Origin of the sequence: Marichromatium bheemlicum, from assembly GCF_012276755.1 — a bacterium.
In the GTDB taxonomy this organism is placed as follows: domain Bacteria; phylum Pseudomonadota; class Gammaproteobacteria; order Chromatiales; family Chromatiaceae; genus Marichromatium; species Marichromatium bheemlicum.
Genome location: NZ_JAAXKX010000001.1, coordinates 148,674 through 169,651, shown reverse-complemented (window position 1 = coordinate 169,651; position 20,978 = coordinate 148,674). Strand labels below are relative to the sequence as shown.

At 66.7% G+C, this 20,978-nt stretch carries 20 protein-coding genes; 3 read left to right on the top strand and 17 right to left on the bottom strand.

Going from position 1 to position 20,978, the window contains the following annotated elements; all coding sequences use genetic code 11:
* Nucleotides 1-94 precede the first annotated feature (94 nt).
* Complete coding sequence (locus HF203_RS00750) at nucleotides 95-727, bottom strand: putative adenosine monophosphate-protein transferase Fic (RefSeq protein WP_168665603.1); 633 nt, start codon at nucleotides 725-727, stop codon at nucleotides 95-97.
* Nucleotides 720-1,211, bottom strand: coding sequence for a YhfG family protein (locus HF203_RS00745; RefSeq protein ID WP_168665601.1), 492 nt, complete (start codon nucleotides 1,209-1,211; stop codon nucleotides 720-722). Before HF203_RS00745 ends, HF203_RS00750 begins: the two co-directional genes overlap by 8 nt.
* Before the next feature lie 343 nt (nucleotides 1,212-1,554).
* Here HF203_RS00745 and HF203_RS00740 point away from each other — a divergent pair, with 343 nt between their 5' ends.
* The gene (locus HF203_RS00740) at nucleotides 1,555-2,535 is read left to right on the top strand and encodes an IS481 family transposase (RefSeq protein ID WP_168665598.1); all 981 of its coding nucleotides are present in this window, start codon (nucleotides 1,555-1,557) and stop codon (nucleotides 2,533-2,535) included.
* Between the two features lie 31 nt (nucleotides 2,536-2,566).
* Here the strand turns inward: HF203_RS00740 and HF203_RS00735 are convergent, their stop codons facing one another.
* From HF203_RS00735 to bioB, 9 genes are all read right to left on the bottom strand, one after another.
* The gene (locus tag HF203_RS00735; protein WP_168665595.1) at nucleotides 2,567-3,796 is read right to left on the bottom strand and encodes an SPOR domain-containing protein; all 1,230 of its coding nucleotides are present in this window, start codon (nucleotides 3,794-3,796) and stop codon (nucleotides 2,567-2,569) included.
* Between the two features lie 261 nt (nucleotides 3,797-4,057).
* Entirely contained in the window at nucleotides 4,058-4,486 is a 429-nt protein-coding gene (locus HF203_RS00730; RefSeq protein ID WP_168665593.1) for an FKBP-type peptidyl-prolyl cis-trans isomerase, read from the bottom strand.
* Nucleotides 4,487-5,325: 839 nt separating this feature from the next.
* Complete coding sequence (locus HF203_RS00725; RefSeq protein ID WP_168665591.1) at nucleotides 5,326-6,162, bottom strand: trypsin-like peptidase domain-containing protein; 837 nt, start codon at nucleotides 6,160-6,162, stop codon at nucleotides 5,326-5,328.
* A gap of 16 nt (nucleotides 6,163-6,178) precedes the next feature.
* The gene (locus tag HF203_RS00720; protein ID WP_168665589.1) at nucleotides 6,179-7,384 is read right to left on the bottom strand and encodes a D-alanyl-D-alanine carboxypeptidase/D-alanyl-D-alanine-endopeptidase; all 1,206 of its coding nucleotides are present in this window, start codon (nucleotides 7,382-7,384) and stop codon (nucleotides 6,179-6,181) included.
* A gap of 446 nt (nucleotides 7,385-7,830) precedes the next feature.
* On the bottom strand, nucleotides 7,831-8,505 hold the full coding sequence (bioD, locus tag HF203_RS00715; RefSeq protein WP_168665587.1) for a dethiobiotin synthase: 675 nt from the start codon (nucleotides 8,503-8,505) through the stop codon (nucleotides 7,831-7,833).
* Nucleotides 8,506-8,536: 31 nt separating this feature from the next.
* Nucleotides 8,537-9,436 (bottom strand): malonyl-ACP O-methyltransferase BioC, encoded by a 900-nt coding sequence (bioC, locus tag HF203_RS00710; RefSeq protein ID WP_168665585.1) that lies wholly within the window; start codon nucleotides 9,434-9,436, stop codon nucleotides 8,537-8,539.
* Nucleotides 9,436-10,194 (bottom strand): pimeloyl-ACP methyl ester esterase BioH, encoded by a 759-nt coding sequence (bioH, locus tag HF203_RS00705; RefSeq protein ID WP_168665583.1) that lies wholly within the window; start codon nucleotides 10,192-10,194, stop codon nucleotides 9,436-9,438. Before bioH ends, bioC begins: the two co-directional genes overlap by 1 nt.
* Nucleotides 10,195-10,220: 26 nt before the next feature.
* On the bottom strand, nucleotides 10,221-11,390 hold the full coding sequence (gene bioF / locus HF203_RS00700; protein WP_168665581.1) for an 8-amino-7-oxononanoate synthase: 1,170 nt from the start codon (nucleotides 11,388-11,390) through the stop codon (nucleotides 10,221-10,223).
* A complete protein-coding gene (gene bioB / locus HF203_RS00695; RefSeq protein ID WP_168665580.1) occupies nucleotides 11,387-12,427 on the bottom strand; it encodes a biotin synthase BioB in 1,041 nt (346 codons plus the stop codon). The genes bioF and bioB overlap by 4 nt, the downstream gene beginning before the upstream one ends.
* 108 nt (nucleotides 12,428-12,535) lie before the next feature.
* Between bioB and HF203_RS00690 the strand changes: the two genes are divergently transcribed.
* Entirely contained in the window at nucleotides 12,536-13,240 is a 705-nt protein-coding gene (locus HF203_RS00690; RefSeq protein ID WP_168665578.1) for a ComF family protein, read from the top strand.
* Nucleotides 13,241-13,250: 10 nt separating this feature from the next.
* Here HF203_RS00690 and HF203_RS00685 read toward each other — a convergent pair whose 3' ends face one another.
* Nucleotides 13,251-14,528 carry a CNNM domain-containing protein gene (locus HF203_RS00685; protein ID WP_168665576.1) on the bottom strand — a complete coding sequence of 426 codons (1,278 nt, stop codon included), beginning with the start codon at nucleotides 14,526-14,528 and terminating at the stop codon, nucleotides 13,251-13,253.
* A 627-nt stretch (nucleotides 14,529-15,155) separates the two neighbouring features.
* Here HF203_RS00685 and HF203_RS00680 point away from each other — a divergent pair.
* On the top strand, nucleotides 15,156-16,067 hold the full coding sequence (locus HF203_RS00680; RefSeq protein WP_168665574.1) for a recombination-associated protein RdgC: 912 nt from the start codon (nucleotides 15,156-15,158) through the stop codon (nucleotides 16,065-16,067).
* A 72-nt stretch (nucleotides 16,068-16,139) separates the two neighbouring features.
* On the opposite strand, the gene HF203_RS00675 is transcribed toward HF203_RS00680, so the two are convergent.
* The 5 genes from HF203_RS00675 to HF203_RS00655 all read right to left on the bottom strand — a co-directional run bounded on the left by HF203_RS00675 (nucleotide 16,140) and on the right by HF203_RS00655 (nucleotide 20,845).
* Complete coding sequence (locus HF203_RS00675; RefSeq protein WP_168665572.1) at nucleotides 16,140-17,147, bottom strand: NAD-dependent epimerase; 1,008 nt, start codon at nucleotides 17,145-17,147, stop codon at nucleotides 16,140-16,142.
* Between the two features lie 81 nt (nucleotides 17,148-17,228).
* The gene (gene tviB, locus HF203_RS00670) at nucleotides 17,229-18,515 is read right to left on the bottom strand and encodes a Vi polysaccharide biosynthesis UDP-N-acetylglucosamine C-6 dehydrogenase TviB (protein WP_168665570.1); all 1,287 of its coding nucleotides are present in this window, start codon (nucleotides 18,513-18,515) and stop codon (nucleotides 17,229-17,231) included.
* Nucleotides 18,516-18,639: 124 nt separating this feature from the next.
* On the bottom strand, nucleotides 18,640-19,932 hold the full coding sequence (locus HF203_RS00665; protein WP_168665568.1) for an FGGY-family carbohydrate kinase: 1,293 nt from the start codon (nucleotides 19,930-19,932) through the stop codon (nucleotides 18,640-18,642).
* A gap of 5 nt (nucleotides 19,933-19,937) precedes the next feature.
* Nucleotides 19,938-20,327 (bottom strand): preQ(1) synthase, encoded by a 390-nt coding sequence (gene queF / locus HF203_RS00660; protein ID WP_168665566.1) that lies wholly within the window; start codon nucleotides 20,325-20,327, stop codon nucleotides 19,938-19,940.
* 86 nt (nucleotides 20,328-20,413) lie between these two features.
* Nucleotides 20,414-20,845: a phosphate-starvation-inducible protein PsiE gene (locus HF203_RS00655; protein WP_168665564.1), complete on the bottom strand. Its 432-nt coding sequence runs from the start codon at nucleotides 20,843-20,845 to the stop codon at nucleotides 20,414-20,416.
* Between the last annotated feature and the right edge of the window lie 133 nt (nucleotides 20,846-20,978).

The window sequence follows — 20,978 nt, the reverse complement described above, 5'->3', positions numbered from 1 at the left end:
AGCGCTCACTTTAGAGGAGCGAGCCTCGAGCGTAAGTATTTGATTTTTCGCTCTACACCTTTGCCCATCTAGACTTCGAAATGGCTCACATAAGTTATTGTTTTTTGGTCTTGTGTATAAGGAAATGATTTTTGGGAGGCCACAGGTTTCTCACTACGCGATGAAATATTTTCTCCATTGGTTGATAATTGACGTATACACCATCAATGTTTGCATTGACCCATTCTTCTTTTGATATATTCGTCCAGTCAAGCTCATAGCCTGCAGATAATGATAAGTGCTCAAAGAAAAGCCTTTGCACCCTGCCGTTACCTTCGCGGAATGGGTGTATCATGTTGAGTTCGCAGTAATATTCGGCAAGTCTGTTGCAGAACTGACCCTTGTTTGATTCACTAAGCCATTTTTCTTTTGATAGGTTGTGAAATATCTTTTTTGCTTCTGGATCTATTCTTGAAAAGTTACAAAAACGAGTTCTTCCTTTCGATATGTCTACGTCTCGCAAACATCCTGCCCACGAGTAAAGATCGGAAAAAAGTTGGTGGTGTATCCATTTTAGGTATTCTAGGTCATATGGTGGTGGGTGGTATTTTATTCTTTCGATCGTTATTTCTGTGATCTCTCTTTCGGCGATTTCCAGTGTGTTTGAGTCTTTTATTTCGAGTTTATTTTTTAGAATAAAGGTTCCTTTGTAACAATAGTGGTCGCTTGGTGCGTCGTATTTATCCATGGCGCCCGCTTTTGTATTTGGATATTATCTCACTAAGACTTTTGTGCTGAGTGGCCCCGCTAAGCTCTATGCCTTCCAGTCTTGAGCTGTTTTTGAAGTTCCTTTTTTTGGTTTCTTCATATCGCTGGTAGGGGTCAGTAGAAGGTGTGATAAATAAAAACTTAAAAGCCTCTATTTTTTCGCTAAATTCATTCTTGCTTCTTGCTGTAACATTTATTCCAAGAATTAAACGAATTTCATTTTTTGATTCTTTCAGTGATCTTTTTTTGAGCGCATTTGAGATTTTTTCGTGTTTGCTAGAGAGTGCCTTTTTTAAAGCTTGAATCCTGTTGAAAAGAGATTCCCATCCTTGTGTGTGTATTTTGTTTTTGAGGGTCAATTCAATTGAGCGCTTGATCTCAAGATATGAGCCGCAGCATTTGAGTGCTTCGATATCTTTTGAGGAGATTGCTCGGCTTGCTGTTTCTTTAATGCTTTCTGGCATCTTGTAATCCAACTGATTTGTCAAATTGCTTATCCAGGGTTTGTCTATCAAGCATCTCTGATGTTGTATGTCTGCTATTTCTCAAATACCCTGAGATTATATGTCCGCTTACTGAATAGCTCTGGCTTTTTCTGACCACCCTTTGAGTATTTGATTGGGGTGATATGTCTGAGCACTTTCAGGGGAATATTCTGGTTGTAAACCTGGACGTAGCTGTCACGTCCCGTGTGATCATATTCCCCGTCGAAGCTATCCTTTGTTCCGAGCCCGTGAGGTGCTTGAACTTTTGATTCACGAAGCCACTGCCCGCGCAACAGTCCACAGCCCGGGAGCCTGATCGTCGATGGACATCCGCTTGCACAAGAATGCTCGCACCACCCCAGCGATTCGTCGTGAGCTGCAGGCCTCGACGTTGCCGACCAAGGTCTTGGCCGCGCAGTACAACCTCTCGCCCCTGACGGTGCGCAAGTGGCGTCGGCGTGATGGCGTCGAGGACGCCTCGCACCGCCCACATCGACTCTCCACGACGCTCTCGCCGGCGCAGGAAGTCCTTGTGGTGGCGCTGCGTGAGACGCTGTTGCTGCCGCTCGATGACCTGTTGGTGGTGACCCGTGAGTTCATCCACCCCAAGGCCTCGCGCTCGGCGCTCGATCGCTGCTTGCGCCGCCACGGCGTCTCCAACCTCAAGACCCTGATCCCGCAGGAGGCCGACGCCACGAAGCGCCAGGTCAAGACCTTCAAGGACTACGAACCGGGGTTCGTCCATGTCGACGTCAAGTATTTGCCCCAGATGCCTGATGAGGACCGGCGCCGCTATCTCTTCGCCGCCATCGACCGCGCTACCCGCTGGGTCTATGTCGAGATCCTCGACGACAAGTCAGCAGCCTCGGCCAGTGGCTTTCTCGAGCGCTTGATCGCCACGGCTCCGTTCGCCCTCTCCAAGATCCTCACCGATAACGGCAAGGAATTCACCGACCGTTTCTGCGCCACCGGCGAGCGTGCCCCGACCGGACAGCATCGCTTCGATCAGCTCTGTGCCCAGCATGCCATCGAGCATCGTCTGATCAAACCCAGAACCCCGCAGACCAACGGCCTGGTCGAGCGCTTCAACGGACGCATCGCTGAGGTGCTGGCCACCACACGCTTCGACTCCGCCCTGAGTCTGGAACAGACCATCACCCGCTACGTCCAGGTCTACAACCAGCACATCCCCCAGAAAGCGCTCGGGCATATCGCCCCGATTCAAGCGCTCAAGGAGTGGGCGCAGAAACGCCCGGAGCTATTCAATAAGCGGGTTTACAATCTCAGGGGACTTGACATCTGATCAAAGCGATGATGTCCGGAACGAAACCAATCTACCCCCCCACATCCACAGCCCTAACCTCCACCCCAACCCCCAAACTCCTCACCCAAATATCCAACCCCCGAATCCCCTCCGGCAACGCCTTCCGCGCCGCTACGGCCTCGGCCCGGGTGGGATACAGGCTATGGATGAGCACGTACCAGGGCTTGCCCTGGTAGGTCTCCTGACGCCAGTAGAGACGATCGGGCAGGTCCTGTTCGTGGATGAAGCTCTCCAGGCCGTCGCGGGAGAAGGCGCCGAGCAGTTGGATGGCGTAGCTCGGCGCATCGAGGGTGATGGCCGGGGCGTTGTCGTCGAGCGCCGGATGGGCGGCGGGCGCCTCGGTGGTCTCGGGTGTTGCGGCCTCGGTCGGGGCGTCCGGCGCCGCTTCGTCGGCAGGAGCCGGCGCGATCGCCTCGGCCTGGGCGGGCGTGGGCTCGGCGGGTTGTGTCTCGGGTTCCGTTGAGACGCTCGACGATGCTGGGGTCTCTGGCTCGGGCTTGGGAGGCGCAGTCTCGACCGTCGTCGGGGGCGTCGCCTCGTCGGTCTCGATGACCGCCGGCAGGCTCGGCGTGACCGGGGCCGGGGAGAGGCTTTGTCGAGTCGCGCGCAGGGGCTGCTGCGTGTCGTTGAGCGCGCCGCTGTCGATCACCGAGGTGGAGGATAGCGCCGGTGCCGGGTCAACGACCATGGGGGCGGTGCGCGTCGTCGGTCCGGGCGTGGCGCGCAGCTCACGGGCGAGCTGTTCGATGGTGGCCGAGAGCGTATCGAGTTCGCGCTGGATCATGGCGTCGGACTGGGTGTTGTCGCTGGGGCGCGACTGGATCGCGGCGATGCGCTCGACGCGCTCGGCGAGCGCCTGGCGCTGGGCGTCGAGCTGACGGTAGGCGAGGGTGAGGGCGAGGGCGATGCCGATCAGCAGCACGACCAGGGTGGCGAACACCAGGGTGCGCCAGTGATGCAACCGACGGTCGAGTAGGGTGCGGTGGTTCTGCAGGGCGCGCTGGAGCTGGGCGATAGTGAGGCGACGGTCCTCGTCCATGTCGCCGAGTCGGTTCAGCACGGTGTCCCGCAACTGCTTGAGATCGCGGCGCTGCTCGGCGACGTTGACGGCGAGCTTGGCGATCTGTGCGGCCTGCTGGCTGATCCGGGTCCGGGCGGCGACGTCCTCGGCGCCGGGCGTGGGGTCGGACGCCGTCGATGGGTTCTGGGTGTCCGGCTCGAGGGTGGTGGTGTTGTCCATGGCGATCTGCCCCGCGACTGATCTGGGCGAGCGTGGGCCGGTGCTGTCCCGCGAGTGGCGTAGGTTGCGGGTGTCGGCCGAGGTTTGGGATAAGGCGTTGTTGGACGGGTGCGTCCGTCGCCGGCGGCTGACCGTCCTGGGGGTAGAGTATCTGTGTCTGGGGGGGCGAGGGCAAGCCTTGGCGAGGGGTGGTGCTTCCTTGCACCGAGGCGGGGCGAGGCGCCCCGGCCGGAGCCACGCGATGGCGTGGCTCAGCCGCGATCAGGAGATGGAAACCAGCTCCAGGGCGAAGGTAAGGTCCTTGCCGGCGAGCGGGTGGTTACCGTCGATGGTGACCTGCTCGTCGTTGAACGCCTTGACGGTGAAGGAGACGTGCTGACCGTCGGGGCCCTGGGCGTGCAGCACCATGCCCTCGTGCAGGTCGATATCGGCGGGGATGGCCGAGCGCGGCACCTCTTGCGTCATCTCGGGACGGTAATCGCCGTAGGCCTGGGCCGGGGGGATGGTGACGGTCTTGTTCTCACCGACGCTCATGCCCTTCACGGCCTCCTCGAAGCCGGGGATGATGCCGCCAGCGCCGATGGTGAACTCGATCGGCTCGCGTCCGACCGAGCTGTCGAACTGGGTGCCGTCCTCGAGGGTGCCGGTGTAGTGGATCTTGACGGTATCGCCGAGCTTGGCTTCAGACATGGGATGGTCTCCCGGAGTTTGGGGTGCATTGCGCCTACCGGGGCAGTCCGGCAGGCGAGCGAACGGAGGTCTCGGGTCGAGGGTTGGGAGGGTGACGAATCGCGCCGTCTTGCGGTCTGCGGGAGACGCGAGACGATCGAAGGAACGGGACGCCGGCCGGGACCGGTCGCTCCACCGAGGGGATGGCGTCCCGCCGAGGCCCGAGTGGTGGACGCGGCGACGGGTCGACCCGATCGGTTGCGTTGTTCGTCGCGATCGGTCTCTCCCAGGGATCCTTCGATGACGCGAGGCTCTCTGGGCGCACTCTAGAACAGGGGGGCGGTGAGTGCAAATCGCCGCCAGCCGCCAGCTGTCAGCCGCCAGAGAGATTGAACCGCAAAGCCACAAAGGACGCGAAGGCGAAAAGGGCGATCAGCTTTCTGCCGTCAGCCGTCAGCCGTCAGCCGTCAGCCGTCAGCCGTCAGCCGGAGGGGTTAAACCGCAAAGACTCGAAGGGCACGAAGACGCGCAAAGAAGAGAATCGCCTCCAGCGATCAGCCACCAGCCGTTAGTGGCTGCCTGTCCTCGAACGCTAGCGCGCTAAAGCTGATGGCAAGCAGAGTCATCATCGAGGGCACAGATGCACTGGCAGCTGGCGCTACTCGACCGCGACCATCACCGCCACGTCTCGCTGACAGGATGGCGTACAACGCAACATCATCAGCGCGAGGCGCTCGGACACGCGTGCGGAGCTGATCGACAGCGCCCACTGGCGACTGGAGGCTGAAGGCTGGAAGCTTCAATCCCTTTGCGCCCTTCGAGTCTTTGCGGTTCACCCTTTCCGGCTACCAGCGCTGCCTTTAGCGCAGTCGCGCGAGGATGGCGCGGGCGCGGTTGGCGGGGACGGCGAAGCCGATGCCGACGTTGCCGCCGGCCGGGCCGATGAGCGCGGTGTTGATGCCGACGACGGCGCCGCTGAGGTCGATCAGCGGGCCGCCGGAGTTGCCGGGGTTGATCGAGGCGTCGGTCTGGATCAGCTCGCCGAAGCGGTTGTCGGCGATGCCGCTGCGCCCGACCGCGCTGACGATCCCCGAGGTCACCGTCTGGCCCAGACCGAAGGGGTTGCCGATGGCGATGACGAAGTCGCCGACCTCGAGCCGGTCGGAGTCGGCGAAGCGCAGCGCGCGCACCTCGACCGGCGGGATCTGGAGGATGGCGATGTCGGTGTCGGTGTCGGCGGCGATGCGCCGGGCGCGGAAGCTGCGCCGGTCCTTGAGGGTGACGCGGATGCGGGTGGCACCCTGCAGCAGATGGGCGTTGGTCATCACATAGCCGCGTTCGGCGTCGACGATCACCCCGGAGCCGACGTTGCGCTGGCGCTCGATCTCGCCGGGTTCGGGCAAGGGCAGCCCGAAGCGTTCGAGAAAGCCGCGGAACTCGGGGTCGCTGAGAAAGGGGTGGGCGCGCGTGGAGACCTCGGCATCGACCGCGATGTTGACCACCGCCGGGGTGATCTCGCGCATCAGCGGCGCTAGCGAGGGATAGTCGGCGCCGGCCTTACGATGCGGGAAGCCGGCGAACTCGGGTACGGCGAGCTGGCGCTGGTCGGTGCTCTGGGGCAGGGCGCAACCGCCGAGCGCCAGCAGCACGGCCAGCGCCATCAGCGCGACGCGGTGACGAACGATGGGGTCGAACACCTGTACCTCCCGTGATTCAGCGCGCCAGCGCGCTGGCCAGCCGTTGGCGCAGGCCGCGATCGACCGGTTGCTCGACGAGCAGCGCGAAGCGTCCCCACTCGCCATTGCGCCGGACGTAGCCGGCATAGCTGCTGACCCCGGTCAGGGTGCCGGTCTTGGCCAGCACCCGGGGGTCGTTGTCCTGGCGCGGCATCAGGTCGCGATAGGGGGTGAAGGCGTCGAGCAGCTCGACGAGCTGGTGCGCGCTCAAGCGGTTGGCGCGCGACAGTCCGGCGCCGTCGTCGATCACCGCGTCGCGCCAGCCGAGGCGCGCGCGCACCAGCCGGGTCATTGCGCGCCGCGCCTCGGCCATCCCTGCTACCCCCTTGTCTTTGGGGTCGGAGAGCTTGATGAACAAGCCGTTGGCGATGAAGTTGGTCGAGTACTCGAGCATCGGCGCGATCATCTCAGCGAGGGTGCGACTGTTGTGGTGCCGATAGACCTGCCGCGCACCGCGTGGCGCCCGCGCTTGACGGATCGGCCCGGCGACGCTGATGCCGGCGCGTTCGAGCAGGGCTGCGAACAGCTCACCGAAGTGACGCTCGGCACGGGCGCGGTCGACCAGGTTGATGCGATAGCGCCCCGGTCCCAGGTCGGCGCCCAGCGCCCGCGCGGTGGCGGTCAGCGGCGTCTGCGACTCGCCGCTGCGCAGCCGGCCATCGGCCTCGCGTACCAGGCTCACGGTGTTGAAGTTGGCCGCGAGCGCGCTCAGCGGGGCATCGTAGGGGTTGGTGGTGCGCGAGCGCCCGGGGATCTCGGTATCGGCGCCGAGCGCGTGGGTGTCGAGCCCGAGGCCGTTGATGCGGGTGAGGCCGCGCGCGCGCAGCGCGGTGGCGATGCGCATCAGCTCCTCGGAAACCAGATAGGGATCGCCGTGCCCGATGACCCAGAGGACGCCGTCGTCGTCGAGGCGGACATCGGTGTGGAAGCGATGTTCGCGTCCCCAGGTCTCGAGCGCGGCATAGGCGGTGAGCAGCTTCATCGTCGAGGCCGGCACCCGTGGCGTGGTCGCGCCCTGGGCGATCGCGGTGGTGCCGTCGGGCTCGACCAGCAGCAGGCTGGCGTGCCCCAGCCCGCGCACGGTGGCGAGCGGATCGGCACCGCGCGCCAGACCGCTCAGACACAACAGGGCCGCGCCCAGCACGAGTGCGGCGTGGCGACGGGATGAATGGAGTGCGATCATCGGACGCTCGTCGTCAGTGGCATCAGGGTGCCCGGCACCGGGCCGGACCGTCGGGCGCACAGCATAGCCCAGGCGCGCTGCGGTGGAGAGGGGAGATTGACCACCAAGGCGCGAAGCGCGCCAAGGGGCACGAAGGTTTTTTGTTCAGCGTGTAGGTTGGGTTGCCGGTGACAACCCAACGCATGCCTCAACGTCTGCTGATCGAGCGCCGATGTCGGGTCTCCCGTCCTCGGGCTTGCCACTTCTACGGGCTTGCCGCTTTTTCGATGAAACGGTGGACGGAGGGGTCACTCAATCGACGCAAACTTCGCGTTCTTTGTGTCTTGGCGGTTCGAATCAGCTTCCAGCGATCAGCATCCAGCCTCCAGTCGGCGAGGCTGGTGTGCATGATCGGCGATTGACGGGCAAGACGGTATCTTGGCGGTTCAAGTTCTTTGCCCCTTCCGTCACAGCAACGGCGTCGGGTCGAGATGAGCGGCGACGGTGGCCGGGGTGAGCTGGTCGAGCCAGGGCACCACGCCGAGCCGGGGGGCGGCGATGGCGCGGGTGAGGGTGTCGAGGGTGGCCGCCGAGGCGGTCATGGTCGGGTCGACCTGATTGGCGACCCAGCCGACGAGCGGGCAGCCGCTGGCGCGGATCGCATCCTGGGTGAGCAGGGCGTGGTTGATGCAGCCGAGCTTGACCCCGACCACCAGCACTACCGGCAGGTCGAGCGCGCGCGGCAGGTCGCGCATCGACAGCCGGTCGCCGAGCGGGACGCGCCAGCCGCCGGCGCCCTCGACCACCACCCAGTCGGCCTCGTCGCTCAGCGCCCGATAGGCGTCGCGGATCGGCGCCAGCGCGATCTCCACCCCGACCTCGGCGGCGGCCACGTGCGGGGCGATCGCCGGGGCGAAGGCATAGGGGTTGATCCGCGCATAGGGCTGTTCGCACCAGCCGGCGGCAGCGAGCCGCTCGGCGTCGTCGTTGCGCAGTCCGTCGGCGGTCTCGACACAGCCCGAGGCGATCGGCTTCATCCCCAGCACGCGCAGCTCGTGCGCGGCCAGCGCGGCGATCAACCCCTGGCTGATCGCGGTCTTGCCGCTATCGGTGTCGGTTCCGGTGACGAACAGGCCTGGCATCGGCTGGGTACTCCTTAGCTTTGAATGATGGTCAGTCGCGCCCGCCGAGCTGGCGGCGGAGCTGTTCGAGGGGCACCGCGACGGCGCCGTCGGCGGTGCTCGACTGGGGCGCCTGTTCGGGCGCCCAGGCGTGGCCGTAGAGCACCTCGTAGGTCGCCGGCAGACGGCCGTCGTCGCGTCGTTCGCGCTCATAGGCGGCGGCGAGGGCGGCCAACCGCGCCCGCCCGGTCAGTCCGCGCGGGCGGTCCCGGCTGGCGTTGCGCGCGCCGATCGCCTTGAGGTCGTGCATCAGCTCGGTGGTGGTGGGATAGGTCAGGGTCAGCCGTTCGGCGTCCATCACCGGGTCGGCGAGGCGGGCGCGAACCAGCGCATCGCCGATCTCGTGCATGTCGGTGAAGGGGCTGACGTGGGCGTGACCGTCGACCTCGGCCCAGGCCGCGCGCAGCTCGCGCAGGGTGTCGGGGCCGAAGGTGGTGAACTGCAGCAGACCGCCGGGGCGGAGGATGCGCAGACACTCGCCGAAGGTGTGCTCGAGGTCGTTGCACCACTGGATGGTGGCGCTCGACAGGATCAGGTCGAACGAGTCATCGGCCAGCGGCAGCGACTCGGCGTCGGCGCAGACGCACAGCGGACGGCGCCACCAGCGCCCGCGCCGACGCGTCTGTTGCAGCATCGGCTGGGCGAAGTCGAGCGCCACTACCTCGGCGCGCTTGTAACGTTGCTGCAGCGCGGCGGTGCAGTAGCCGGTGCCGGCGCCGAGGTCGAGGATACGACGTGGCTGGAGACGGATGTAGTCGAGCCGTTCGAGCAGGCGGTCGGCGATCTCGCGCTGCAGCACCGCCGCGGCGTCGTAGCCGGGCGCGGCGCGCGCGAAGCTGGCGCGCGCGCGGCGCTTGTCGATCGGTGCCAGCCGTGGGTCGGGCGTCGACATCAGCCCAGCGCCTCAGCGACGAAACCCTCGATCGCCGTCAGGGTCTCGCGTCGGTGCGAGATGTGCGGCGCGTGCGCGGCGCCGGCGATCACCTGGGTGCGGGCGCCGGGCATGATCAGCTCGATGCGCTCGGCCACCGCCGCCGGCACCAGGGCGTCGTGACTGCCGAACAGCCACAGCGCCGGACAGGCGATGTCGGGGAGCTGGCCGCGCAGGTCCTCGTCGCGCAGCAGGTCGAGTCCGTCGGCGAGCGCGCGCGGATCGGGCTCGGGGCGTGCGGCGAGCTCCTGGCGCAGGGTGCGCAGGGTCTCGCGCGCGGCGTCGCTGCCGCGCACCTGGAGCGCGAGGAAGCGCGAGAGGGTGCCGCTGGGGTCGTCGAGCAGACCCTGGTGGAACTGACCGAGGGTCTCCTCGGCCATCGCCGGGCGCCAGTCGGCGGCCTGGACGAAGCGCGGCGTGGCGGTGAGCTGGATGAGGCCGCGCACCCGCTTGGGGGCGCGCAGCGCGGCGGCCTGGGCGACCAGTCCGCCGAGCGACCAGCCGAGCCACACCGCCTCCTCAGGGGCGGCCTCCAGGCAGGCGTCGGCCCAGGCCCAGAGGTCGGCGCGGGCGGGCGTCCGGGCGCCGTGGCCGGGGAGTTCGATGGTCTGGATCGGCAGGCCGCCGAGCTGTGGCGGCAGGCCGTCCCAGACGGCGGCGTTCATGCCCCAGCCGTGGAGCAGTACCAGCGGCAGGGACGGGTTGGATCCGGTGGACACGCGGGTCTCCTTACGATGCAGTGGGGTCAGTCCGCGCGATCGGCGCGGGGCAGCTCGGCGAGCGCCGCGAGCAGCCGGTCGACGTCGGACTCGGTATGGGCGGCCGAGAGGGTGATGCGCAGTCGCGCGCTGCCCTCGGGTACGGTCGGCGGACGGATGGCGCCGACGAGGATGCCGCGTTCTTCGAGCGCCCGGCTCCAGGCCAGGGCGCGCGCGGCGCTGCCGGCGACCAGTGGCTGGATCGGGGTGGCGCTCGCCATCAGTTCGAGACCGAGCCGGGTCGCGCCGTCGCGCAGCTGCATGATCAGCGCCTGCAGGTGCTCGCGGCGCCAGGTCTCGCGCTCGGCCAGACGCAGGCTGACCCGGGTGGCCTCGGCCAGCGCTGGCGGCGTGGCAGTGGTGTAGATATAGCTGCGGGCGCGCTGGATCAGGGTTTCGATCAGCACCGCCGGGCCGGCGACGAAGGCGCCGGAGACGCCGAGCGCCTTGCCCAGGGTGCCCATCAGGATGGGCGCCGCGTCCTGGTCGAGCCCGAAGTGCGCGAGCGAGCCGCGCCCGCCGGGACCGAGCACGCCGAGACCGTGGGCGTCGTCGACCATCAGCCAGGCGCCGGCGCGCCGCGCTCGCTCGGCGAGCGCCGGCAGCGGGGCGAGGTCGCCGTCCATGCTGAACACGCCGTCGGTGATCACCAGCCGGGCCTCTGGGTGACGCTCGAGCTGCTCGGCGAGCGCGTCGGCGTCGGCATGGGCGTAGCGGCGCAGGGTGGCGCGCGAGAGCTGCGCGGCGTCGAGCAGCGAGGCGTGGTTGAGCTTGTCCTGGAGCAGGGTGTCGCGACGCCCGGCGAGGGCGCTGATCACCCCGAGGTTGGCCATGTAGCCGGTGGAGAAGAGCAGCGCGCGCTCGCGCCCGGTGAAGGCGGCAAGCTCCTCCTCCAGCGCCTCGTGCGCGGCGCTGTGGCCATTGACCAGGTGCGCCGCGCCGCTGCCCACGCCCCAGCGCTCGGCGCCACGTTGCAGCGCGGCGATCACCTCGGGGTGGTTGGCCAGCCCGAGATAGTCGTTGCTGCAGAAGCTCAGCAGCTCGCGCCCGTCGATGCGGGCGCGCGGCTGCTGCGGACCCTGCTGGACGCGGCGGCGGCGATAAAGGTCGGCATCGCGCAGCCGCTCGAGTTCGGGGGCGAGGGCATCGAGGCTCATGCGTCGCTCGGCAGCATCTCTTCGAGCTTGACGTGACGCTTGCAGGCGCCGGGCTCCTCGCGCTCGCCGTGGTCCTCGACGAAGTGCATGTCGAGCCGCGCGAACAGGTCGCGGTCGCGGCCGGTGCCGGCGTTCTTGGTGGTGAGCAGGTGATCACCGTAGAAGATCGAGTTGGCTCCGGCGAGATAGCACAGCGACTGCATCTCGTCGCTCATGTCGTGACGCCCGGCGGAGAGGCGGATGTGCGAGGCCGGCATCACCAATCGGGTGGTGGCGACGACGCGGATGAACTCGAACGGGTCGATGGCGTCGCGTCCGAACAGCGGCGTGCCCTCGACCTGTACCAGCATGTTGATCGGCACCGACTCGGGGTGGGCCGGCAGGGTGGCGAGCTGCTGGAGCATGGAGGCGCGGTCGCGGCGCGACTCGCCCATGCCGAGGATGCCGCCGCTGCAGGTCTTGAGGCCGACCTCGCGGACGTGTCCGAGGGTGCGCAGTCGATCCTCGTAGGTGCGGGTGGTGATCACCTGACCGTAGAACTCGGGCGAGGTGTCGAGGTTGTGGTTGTAGTAGTCCAGCCCGGCGTCCTTGAGCGCGCGTGCCTGCTCGGCGTCGAGCATGCCGAGGGTGACGCAGGTCTCGAGCCCGAGGTCGTGGACCCCTTTGATCATGGCGATGACGTGCTCGAGATTATTGTCGGTAGGGTTGCGCCAGGCCGCGCCCATGCAGAAGCGGGTTGCGCCCTGATCACGCGCGGCGCGTGCGGCCTTGAGCACCTCGTCGAGTTCGAGCAGGCGCTCGCGCTCCAATCCGGTGTGGTTCTTCGAACTCTGCGAGCAGTAGCCACAGTCCTCGGGGCAGGCGCCGGTCTTGATGTTGAGCAGGGTGCTGACGTGGATCTGGTGCGGGTCGAAGCGGGCGCGATGGGCGCACTGGGCCTCGAACATCAGGTCGTTGAACGGCTTCTCGAGGATGGCGAGGACCTCGTCGACGGTCCAGTCGGTGCGGATCGGGGGGGCTTGCAGGGTGGCTGACATGGGAGGGTCCGGATGATTGGGAAAATCCACGAAATGCTATCGATTTTTATGGTCTTGTCAACCTGCGTGAGTGCGCAAGGTTTACCGCGCTATGATCGCTGATCGCCGATGGCGCTGCTGCAACGCTTGATCTGGGGGCTCTATCCGCCGACCTGCGTGCTCTGTGGCGCGCCCGGTGAGGCCGGGTTCGATTTGTGCGCCGGCTGTTGCGCCGAGCTGCCGCTGAACCGTTACCGGTGTGCGCGTTGTGCCCGTCCCTTCGACAGCGACCTCGGGGCCGGTCACTGGTGCGGGCGCTGCGTGGCGCAGCCGCCGCCGTTTGCCGTCTGTCATGCGCCGCTGCGCTACCAGGGGTTGGTGCCGGGGTTGATCGCCGATCTCAAGTTCCATGCCCGACTCGATCGTGCGGTGCTGCTCGGGCGGCTGCTCGCCGAGAGCCGCGCGGCGCTCGCGCCGCCGTTGCCCGAGCTGCTGGTGCCGGTGCCGCTGCACCCGGCGCGCCAGCGCGCGCGGGGCTACAACCAGGCGTTGGAGTTGGCGCGGGTGGTCGGTGCCGCGCTCGGTGTGGCGGTCGACCCCGGGCTCTGTCTGCGGGTGCGCGCGACCCCGCCGCAGGTCGGCCAGCAGCGCCGCGCGCGCCAGCGCAACATCGGTCCGGGCGCCTTCGCGTTGGCCCGGGCGCTGCCCGCGCGGCGCCTGGCGATCATCGACGATGTGATGACCACTGGGGCTACGGTGGGCGCGCTGGCGCGGGTGCTGACCGGCGCCGGGGCGCGCGAGATCGAGGTCTGGGTGGTTGCGCGCACGCCCTGAGCGTGGCGGTTCAGCGCCGTGGCCGAAGCACCGGACGCGGCAGGATCCTGACCGTCTTCACGCCGTTGTCGGCGGTCTGGATGATCTCCATCGGGTGACCACAGAGCTTGAGGCTGGTATCGGTCTCAGGGATGGTCTCGAGATACTCGAGGATCAGTCCGTTGAGGGTCTTGGGCCCATCGGTCGGCAGCTCCCAGTGCAGCACACGGTTGAGTTCGCGCAGCCCGATACCGCAGTCGACCAGCAGTGAGCCGTCTTCGGCCGGTTGGATCTCGGAGATGCTGTCGGAGGGATCGGTGGTGAACTCGCCGACGATCTCTTCGAGCAGATCGGCGAGGGTGATCAGCCCCTGGAAGTCGCCGTACTCGTCGACCACCAGACCGACGCGCTGCTTGATGTGCTGGAAGTTCAACAGCTGCTGGTAGAGCGGGGTGCCCTCGGGGACGAAGTAGGGCTGGCGCGCGATGGCGCGCAGGTGTTCCTTGCCGAGCCCCTTCTCGAGGATCGCATGCAGGGCGTTGCGGGCATGGAAGACGCCGATGACGTTGTCGATGCTGCCATCGTAGAGCGGCAGGCGGGTGTAGCTGGTATTGCGGATCGCCTGGATGATCTCCTCCTCGCTGTCCTGGATGTCGATGCCGTCGACCTCGTTGCGCGGGATCATGATGTCCTCGACGGTGGCGCGTTCGAGATCGAGGATGCCGAGCAGCATTGAGCGACTGCGCTCGGGGATCATCGCCCCGGCCTCGGTGACCACGGTGCGTAGCTCCTCGCGACTGAGCGCGGTCCCCTGGCTGCCGTCCTCGGGGGCGATCCCCATCAGTCGCAATAGCCCGTTGGTGAACAGGTTGACCAGCCACACCACCGGGTAGAGCAGCTTGAGCAATGGCCCGTAGACGTAAGCGGCGGGGAAGGCAAGGCGCTCGGGGTGGAGCGTGGCGAAGGTCTTGGGGGTGACCTCGGCGAAGATCAGGATCACCAGGGTGAGCAGGCCGGCGGCGATGCCAATGGCCGCCTCGCCGCCGAGCCGGATGGCGATCACCGTGGCCAACGACGAGGCCATGATGTTGACGAAGTTGTTGCCGAGCAGGATCAACCCGATCAGCCGATCGGGCCGGTCGAGCAGTTTGCGAGCCCGGCGAGCCCCGCGATGCCCCTGGTCGGCCTGGTGGCGTAGGCGGTAACGGTTGAGGGTGAGTAGCGCAGTCTCTGAGCCCGAGAAGAAGGCCGACAGCAGGATCAGCAGGAAGAGAATCAGGAACAGACCTAACAGGGGGAATTCGTTCACGTATGGTTACCGATTGGTCGGTGGGCGCAATGGCAGGAGGCGATGCGGTGGAGTGGCGATCGGGCGGTGTCGGATGTTCGTCGAGGCGGTGTCTGGACGATGAGACAAAGTCCTGGTGTCGAGGTGTGATTCTACCGTAAAGCCGGGGCGGTCGCTTTTCCAGCCGCCAGTCGCCAGTCGCCAGTCGCCAGTCGCCAGCCGGGGAGATTGAACCGCCAAGGCGCGAAGGGCGCGAAGAGAAGACAAGCCTCCAGCGAGGGGGCTGGTTAGTCGCGTGCCGCGGCAACCCAACCTCTGCGTCAAGGTCTCGGGATCGGCGTCGATCCCTGAGATAAGGTCCGCGTGGGTATTGGGCGACCCACCGAGTCAACGGCCATCGCCCCAGCGCTGGGGCAGCGCATCGGCGGGTAACTTAACCTACGATGCGACCAGTCACCAGCGGACCGTCACGGCGACACCGGGGTTCTGAACAGCGAATCCCTTGGGGCCCTTCGCGTCTTTGTGGTTCAACAATCTTGCTGGTCCCGTGTCCTTTTGTGGTTCAACAATCTCGTTGGTCGCTGGCCCTGTGTCCTTGCGGTTCCTCCCGTGTCGGGCATAATTCAGCGCTTTTTGCCGGGGAGGCCTATGTTCAAGAACGCCAGACTCTATCGTCTCGAGCAGCCCGTGACCATCGACGGGCAGGAGTTGGAGACCCAGCTCGACGGGCGCAGGTTCCGCCCCTGTGGTCCGCTGGAGACCGCGACCATGGGCTGGAGCGCGCCGCTCGGCGATGACGGCGGTGCCCTGGTCCATCCCCTCGAGGGCTGCCTGTTGATCTGTGCGCGCAAGCAGGAGCGTCTGCTGCCGACGGCGGCGGTGAAGGAGGCGCTGGAGGAGCGTATCGGCGAGATCGAGGCCGGTGAGTCGCGCGAGGTCGGGCGCACCGAGCGGCGCCGGCTGCGCGAGCAGATCGTCGACGAGATGCTGCCGCGTGCCTTCACCCGCTCGCGTCGCACCCGCGCCTATATCGACACTGAGAGCGGCTGGATGGTGATCGACGCGGCCAGCGAGAAGCAGGCCGAGGAGGTCGTCTCGCTGCTGCGCGAGACCCTGGGTAGCCTGCCGGCGTTGCTGCCGGCGCCGGCCGAGCACCCTGCTGAGGTGCTCTCGCGCTGGCTGCTCGAGGACAGCGCCCCGGCCGACTTTGTCGCTGGTGACGCCTGCGAGCTGCGCGACGCCGAGGAGAAGAGCGGGGTGGTGCGGATCAGCGGCGGCGATCTCAGCAGTGACGAGGTGCTTGCCCATCTGCGTGCCGGCAAGCGCGCGGTCAAGCTCGCGCTGACCTGGGACGAGCGCTTCAGCTTCACCCTCGCCGACGATCTGTCGCTGAAGCGTCTGCGCATGGCCGAGGAGCTGCTCGACACCCTCGACGACGAGATCGAGGACCCGGCGGTGCGCTTCGAGGCTGAGTTCGCGCTGTTCGCGCTGCAGCTGCGCAATCTGCTCGCGCGGCTCGAGACGGTGTTCGGGCTCGCCGAGGCGCGCGCCGGCATCTGAACCGTCGACGCCGGGCGTCTCCGCCCGGCGTCTTCCCCTCCGGCCCGCCCTCGGCGCGGGCCGACGCCTCGCTCACACCTGATAGAAGTCGCGATACCAGTCGACGAAGCGCGCCACGCCGTCGGCCACCGAGGTGTTCGGCTGGTAGCCGGTATCGCGCACTAGATCGGCGACGTCGGCATAGGTGTCGGGCACGTCGCCGGGCTGCAGCGGCAGCAGGTTCTTCTCGGCCTCGCGCCCGAGACAGCGTTCGAGTACCGCGATGTACTCCATCAGTTCCACCGGGTTGTTGTTGCCGATGTTGTAGAGGCGGTAGGGCGCGGCACTGGAGGCGGCGTCGGGGGCCGCGCCGTGCCACTCGGGGTTGCCCTCGGGGACGCGGTCGAGCACCCGGATCACGCCTTCGACGATGTCGTCGATGAAGGTGAAGTCGCGACGGTGCTTGCCGTAGTTGAAGACGTCGATCGGCTCGCCGGCGAGGATCGCGCGGGTGAACTTGAACAGCGCCATGTCGGGCCGGCCCCAGGGACCGTAGACGGTGAAGAAGCGCAGCCCGGTGGTCGGCAGCCGGTAGAGATGGCTGTAGGTGTGGGCCATCAGCTCGTTGGCCTTCTTGCTCGCCGCGTAGAGGCTGACCGGGTGGTCGACGTTGTGATGCACCGAGAAGGGCATCTCGGTGTTGGCGCCGTAGACCGAGCTGCTCGAGGCGTAGACCAGGTGTTCGACGCCGTGATGGCGACAGCCCTCGAGGATGTTGGCGAAGCCGACGAGGTTGGTGTTGACGTAGGCCATCGGGTTCTCGATCGAGTAGCGCACCCCGGCCTGGGCGGCGAGGTTGACCACCCGGTCGGGGCGATGCTCGGCGAAGGCGGCATGGAGCGCCGCGCCGTCCTCGATGTCGATGCGCAGGTCGTGGAAGCGCGGATGGTCCTGGGTGCGCGCCAGTCGGGCGCGCTTGAGGTTGACGTCGTAGTAGTCGTTGAGGTTGTCGACGCCGATCACCTCGTCGCCGCGCTCGAGCAGACGCAGCGACAGGGCCGAGCCGATGAAACCGGCGCTGCCGGTGACCATGACTTTCATAGGTGTCTCGCTCCGGGGCGCGCCGCTACGGGCGTGCCTGGTGTGATCAGGGCTGCCCGCCGGGTACGGCGGCGGGCTGGTTCAGAGGCGGCCGTCGACCTGGTCGCGCGGCAGCAGCTGCTTGACGTCGTAGAGCACCGCTCCGGGCTTGCCGTAGGCGCGGATGCGCTCGGCCCCGAGCGCGGCGTACTGGCGATGGGCGACGGCGAGCACCACGGCGTCGTAGGTGCCTGCGGCCGGCTCCTCGACCAGGGTGATGCCATACTCGGCCGCGGCCGCGGCACTGTCGGCCCAGGGGTCGTGGACGTCGCAGGCGATGCCATAGTCGGCCAGCTCGGCGAGGATGTCGACCACCCGGGTGTTGCGCAGGTCGGGGCAATTCTCCTTGAAGGTCAGCCCCAGCACCAGCGCCCGCGGCGCCTCGCCGAGTCCGCCGCGTCGCGCCATCAGCTTGATCACCTGACCGGCGACATAGGCGCCCATGCTGTCGTTGAGCCGCCGCCCGGCGAGGATGATCTCGGGGTTGTGGCCGATCTGCTGCGCCTTGTGGGTGAGATAGTAGGGGTCGACGCCGATGCAGTGACCGCCGACCAGACCGGGGCGGAAGGGCAGGAAGTTCCACTTGCTGCCGGCCGCCTCGAGCACCTCCTGGGTGTCGATGCCGAGCTTGCCGAAGATCAGTGCCAGTTCGTTGATCAGCGCGATGTTGAGGTCGCGCTGGGTGTTCTCGATGACCTTGGCCGCCTCGGCCACGCGAATGCTGCTGGCGCGATGGGTGCCGGCGGTGATGATCGAGGCGTAGAGCGCATCGACGAAGTCGGCCACCTCGGGGGTCGAGCCCGAGGTCACCTTCTTGATCGTCGGCAGCCGATGTTCCTTGTCGCCGGGGTTGATGCGCTCGGGGCTGTAGCCGGCGAAGAAGTCTTGGTTGTAGGTCAGCCCCGAGATCTGCTCGATGATCGGTACGCACACCTCCTCGGTGGCGCCGGGGTAGACGGTCGACTCGTAGACCACCACGGTGCCGGGGCGGATGATCTCGCCGATGGCGCGGCTGGCCGATTCCAGCGGGCCGAGGTCGGGCTGCTTGTGCTCGTTGATCGGGGTCGGCACGGTGACCACCAGCACCCGGCACTCGGCCAGGTCGGCGGCCTGTTCGGTGTAGCTCAGTCGCGTCACCGCGCGCAGCTCCTCGGGCTCGACCTCGAGCGAGCTGTCGCGCCCGGCGCGCAGCTCGGCGATGCGTGCCGCGGCGATGTCGAAGCCGAGGGTGTCGTAGCGCTTGCCGAACTCGACGGCCAGCGGCAGGCCGACGTAACCCAGTCCGATGATGCCAATACGCAGGTCGTGCAGGTTCGAATCGAAGGTCACGGCGGGAAGCTCCTTCTTGGGTCTGAGTGAGAGAAAGCCGGGTGGTCGGGCCGTCTTCGGCCACGAATCGTTGCATGTTAGCAGTCCGTCGCAAGGCCGTGCGACGTGTGTGCGACGCCTGCCTTCAGGTGTCGACGCCGGCGCCGCGAGCGAGCAGTGCGGCCCCGAGCGCCGCCTCCTGGTGCGGGGCGCGGAGCACTGAGCAGCCGAGCAGGCGTGCGCGGAGTCGTGTCCAGGTCGGATTGCGCGCGCCACCGCCGATGCTGAGCACCTTTTGTGGAGTTGGGGCGCCGAGTTCGGCGAGTCGGGCATAGCCCTCGGCCTCGATTCGGGCGATGCCCTCGAGCAGCCCATGGAGGCGGTGCACCGGGTCGCCGGGGTGCGGTTCGAGTCGGGGCGCGAGATGTGGATCGGGGCGCGGGAAGCGCTCACCGATCCCCGGCAGCGGATAGTAGTCGAGCCCGGAGTCGTGCTCGGGGTCGATGCGCGCGCTGAGGGTAGCGAGGGTGGCGTCGTCGAACTCGCGGCGCAGCACCCCGGCGCCGCTGTTGGAGCCGCCGCCGACCAGCCAGTGCGCACCGTAGCGATGGCTGTAGACGCCATGCTCCGGGGCCTCGATGCGGTGTGGCGAGACCACCTTGACCACCAGGGTGGTGCCGAGGCTGGTGAGCGCCTCGCCCGGTCGCGCGAGTCCGGCGGCGAGCGCCGCGGCGGTGCTGTCGGTGGTGCCGGCGACCACCTGGGTGGTCGGGGGCAGTCCGGTGGCGGCGGCCGCCGCCGGGGCGAGCGGTGCGATCACGGCGCCAGGGGCGAGCACCTGAGGCAGCCGCACACCGGGCGGGAGCAGTGCGCCGACCCACTCGGGCCAGCGCGCCTGTTCGGGGTCGTGACCGAGCTTGAGGGCGTTGTGCCAGTCGCTGGTGGCGAGGGTGCCGGTGAATCGGGCGGTGACCCAGTCGGCCTGGTGCAGCGCCCAGTACGGGCCTGTGGGGGCGAGTCGGTCATGGAGTGCGAGCAGCTTGGCGAGACCCGAGCCGGGACCACGCGCGACGCTGTTGGTCGGCGCGCGGGCGGCGATACGTGCACCGGCCTGGTGGGCGCTCTGGTCGTCATACATCAGTGCCGGGCCGAGCGGGTCGCCGGCGGCATCGGCGAGCAACAGGGTGGGGGAGGTGGCGGCCACGGCGAGTGCCGCCGGGCGGTGATCGGGGAGGGCGGCAACCAGTGTGCGCAGCACCTCGGTGAGCGTCTGCCACCAATCCTCGGGATGCTGTTCGACCCGGCCGGGGGCCGGTCGGGTCGAGTCGGGGAGTGCGCTACGGGCCTCGGCAAGCGGTGCTGCGGCGGCGTCGATCGCTACCGCCCGGCACCCGGAGGTGCCGAGGTCGAGCCCGATGAAGGCTGCTCTCCCGCGCATCGGCCTCAGGGCAGCTGCACCTGGGGCTGGGGCTGCCAGTCGGCGGCGCGATGCTCGGCGACCACCGTGGTGTAGATGCCGCCGCGCACGTTGAACTCGGCGGTCAGGCGCATGAAGCGCGGTTCAGTGGCGGTCACCAGATCGCCGAGGATGCGGTTGGTCACCGCCTCGTGGAAGGCGCCCTCGTCGCGATAGGACCAGACGTAGTTCTTCAGCGCCTTGAGTTCGACGCAGCGCGTCTCGGGGATGTACTCGAGGGTGAGCTCGGCGAAGTCCGGCTGGCCGGTCTTGGGGCACAGACAGGTGAACTCGGGCACGCGGATGCGGATGGTGTAGTCACGCTCGGGCTGGGGGTTGGGAAAGGTCTCGAGCGAACGGCTCGGGGCGCTTGGCATGTCTTGGTCTCTCCTGGGTTGAAGCAGGCCGCGCGGCTGGCGGCCGGGGCGCAAGTTTACGCGCTAGGCCGCCTCAAGGCGATGGTTCAACGCTGCTCGGGTGGGTCGTGGTGCGGTGGTTCGGTGGCCGCGTCGATGCTGTAGCGTTGACTGTAGCGCACGATGAGGATGGCGATGCTCACCAGCAGGATGGCGCCGCCCTCGTAGAGCAAGTTCTCGGGGGCGATGTTCTTGCCCTGGAGCACGATCAGCCGCGACAGCGCGGTCACTGCAATGAACATCGGATAGGTGAAGGGCACGGCATGGCGCACGAAATAGACATGGGTCATTGCCATGATCTCGATATAGATGAACATCAGCAGCAGGTCCTCGAGACGGACCTCGCGATGCGCGGCGATGCTCCACACCAGCTGTAGGATTCCCATCAGCGCCAGGGCGCCGACGCCGGTGAGTACCAGCTTCTCGGTGAAGCGGAACAGGGTCGAGAGCAGGGCGTTGATTCGCTGTTCCTGTTGCATCGGTGATCCTCCCTATGAATGGGACATCGGTGCTGCGGTGGCTGGGCATGCCGTCCCAAGGATAGCCAGCGATTGCTAAGAAGAAATGGGATTTTGCGATCTGAGTCCTGCACGCGAATGAGATCGCGTGTAA

Coding starts and splice junctions, on each gene's coding strand:
- HF203_RS00730 (WP_168665593.1), bottom strand. CDS start 4,486: ATGTCTGAAGCCAAGCTCGGCGATACCGTCAAGATCCACTACACCGGC.
- HF203_RS00740 (WP_168665598.1), top strand. CDS start 1,555: ATGGACATCCGCTTGCACAAGAATGCTCGCACCACCCCAGCGATTCGT.
- HF203_RS00655 (WP_168665564.1), bottom strand. CDS start 20,845: ATGCAACAGGAACAGCGAATCAACGCCCTGCTCTCGACCCTGTTCCGC.
- bioD (WP_168665587.1), bottom strand. CDS start 8,505: ATGCCAGGCCTGTTCGTCACCGGAACCGACACCGATAGCGGCAAGACC.
- HF203_RS00735 (WP_168665595.1), bottom strand. CDS start 3,796: ATGGACAACACCACCACCCTCGAGCCGGACACCCAGAACCCATCGACG.
- HF203_RS00675 (WP_168665572.1), bottom strand. CDS start 17,147: ATGAAAGTCATGGTCACCGGCAGCGCCGGTTTCATCGGCTCGGCCCTG.
- HF203_RS00690 (WP_168665578.1), top strand. CDS start 12,536: ATGGCGCTGCTGCAACGCTTGATCTGGGGGCTCTATCCGCCGACCTGC.
- bioF (WP_168665581.1), bottom strand. CDS start 11,390: ATGAGCCTCGATGCCCTCGCCCCCGAACTCGAGCGGCTGCGCGATGCC.
- HF203_RS00680 (WP_168665574.1), top strand. CDS start 15,156: ATGTTCAAGAACGCCAGACTCTATCGTCTCGAGCAGCCCGTGACCATC.
- queF (WP_168665566.1), bottom strand. CDS start 20,327: ATGCCAAGCGCCCCGAGCCGTTCGCTCGAGACCTTTCCCAACCCCCAG.
- HF203_RS00665 (WP_168665568.1), bottom strand. CDS start 19,932: ATGCGCGGGAGAGCAGCCTTCATCGGGCTCGACCTCGGCACCTCCGGG.
- bioC (WP_168665585.1), bottom strand. CDS start 9,436: ATGTCGACGCCCGACCCACGGCTGGCACCGATCGACAAGCGCCGCGCG.
- HF203_RS00745 (WP_168665601.1), bottom strand. CDS start 1,211: ATGCCAGAAAGCATTAAAGAAACAGCAAGCCGAGCAATCTCCTCAAAA.
- bioB (WP_168665580.1), bottom strand. CDS start 12,427: ATGTCAGCCACCCTGCAAGCCCCCCCGATCCGCACCGACTGGACCGTC.
- HF203_RS00720 (WP_168665589.1), bottom strand. CDS start 7,384: ATGATCGCACTCCATTCATCCCGTCGCCACGCCGCACTCGTGCTGGGC.
- HF203_RS00750 (WP_168665603.1), bottom strand. CDS start 727: ATGGATAAATACGACGCACCAAGCGACCACTATTGTTACAAAGGAACC.